2 protein-coding genes are annotated in these 1,466 nt (G+C 62.8%); both read right to left on the bottom strand.

Going from position 1 to position 1,466, the window contains the following annotated elements; genetic code table 11:
* Window positions 1–130: 130 nt before the first annotated feature.
* Window positions 131–802 carry a transposase gene (locus tag AC07FD_RS20655; RefSeq protein WP_378924356.1) on the bottom strand — a complete coding sequence of 224 codons (672 nt, stop codon included), beginning with the start codon at window positions 800–802 and terminating at the stop codon, window positions 131–133.
* A gap of 16 nt (window positions 803–818) precedes the next feature.
* Window positions 819–1,325, bottom strand: a complete 507-nt coding sequence (locus tag AC07FD_RS20650) for a helix-turn-helix domain-containing protein (RefSeq protein ID WP_378924355.1) — start codon at window positions 1,323–1,325, stop codon at window positions 819–821.
* Window positions 1,326–1,466 lie beyond the last annotated feature (141 nt).

Raw genomic sequence — 1,466 nt, 5'->3', positions numbered from 1 at the left:
GTATCGCCATGCGAGCTGACAAAACCGACCAGAGCTTCGCAGCCTTCATCAATCTTGCTGCTGCCGTCATAAACTCACGATGAATCTCAACAAGCCTTAGTACACGCCGGCGGAAGATTGGACGCATTGGTTAGGCGGTCAAGGGTTTGCCGGCCCAGGTCCATTTGAATGGCTTTGCCATGGTCTTGTTGAAGTAGTCGATGAAGCGCTCGATGCGGTCTTTAAGATCGGCGGTGGAGGTGAAGCTGGCGCGGCGCAGCAGCTTGCGCACCAGGATGGAGAACCAGATTTCGATCTGGTTGAGCCAGGAGGCGTGCCTGGGGGTGAAGTGGAAGGTGATGCGATGGCTCTGATCGCGCAGGAACGCCGCGCGGCTGGCCTTTCTTGCAAGGACGCCGTCGTGCCCTTTGCGGCCGAGCGTTGCTTCATCGATGCCGCACTGGCGCGCCACCAGCCGCACGACGCCCTCCGACCTGTGGGTGTCGAGATTGTCGCACACGATGCGCCAGCGCATGGCCGGGGCTGCCGTGCGCAACAGGCCATCGAGGAAGCTCACGAAGTCGGCTTCGGTGCGCGTGTTTGCGATCGTACCGCCGACCTTGCCGGTGACGACGTCGAAGTGGGCGATCAGCGTTTGCGTGCCGTGGCGGACATATTCGAACTCGCATCGCTCGACCTTGCCCGGCTTGATCGGCAAGGAAGGGGCGATCCGTTCGAGCGCCTGGATGCCGGTCATCTCGTCGATCGACACCGTTTTCGTCGTCTTTTGGGCTGCGATGGCGCTGCGATAGACGCTGCACACATCGATGCATCTGGTTTCAAAGTCCGGATCGGGCTTGGCCGTCAACCAAGGGCGAACCAGATGCGGCTTGAGGTCGGATTCTTTTTAAAAAGCGCCCCACCGACCGAGGCGAGATGGATGTGATGATGCCGCGTCGTACCGCCTCGCGCGCCAGATCGCTCGTGCTCCAGTGGCTGATCGGAACCGCGCCGTCGTCCGGCCGCTCGCACGCCAATGCGACAATGGCGCAGGTCTGCTCCGCCGTAATCGTCGCCGGCGCCCCCGAGCGCGGCGCATCTTGCAGCCGTGCCGCGACCGCCTCGCCCGCGTGGCGCGCCAGCCAACGTGCTCGCCACAAGCTCACCCCTTTGCGCCACACGCCCAGCCGCTGTGCGGTCTCGCCAACGCCGGCGCCATCGGCCGCCAGCACGATCATCCACGCCCGAAGCGCCAGTTGCTGGGGTGTCGAATGGCTGCGGATCAAGCGCTCCAGTTCGCTGCGCGCCTCGGCGCTGAGCGGGAGCGGGGCACAATGCCGCGACATGGAATTCTCCTCAGGTTGCGAATCACCCAAAGTGAATCACCAAATGCGCGCCGCCGGAACCCAACGAGTCGTAACTTCAGCCGAGGTGTACTAGTACCTCTGCACAGAGGTTATGACGGGTTGAACCGGCTGAAGTTTGGG

The organism is Mesorhizobium waitakense (genome assembly GCF_056431085.1).
This window is presented reverse-complemented; position numbering and strand designations above follow the sequence as displayed.

What these genes read in the sequence shown, in the direction of transcription:
- AC07FD_RS20650 (WP_378924355.1), bottom strand. Translation starts at nt 1,325, where the DNA reads ATGTCGCGGCATTGTGCCCCGCTCCCGCTCAGCGCCGAGGCGCGCAGC.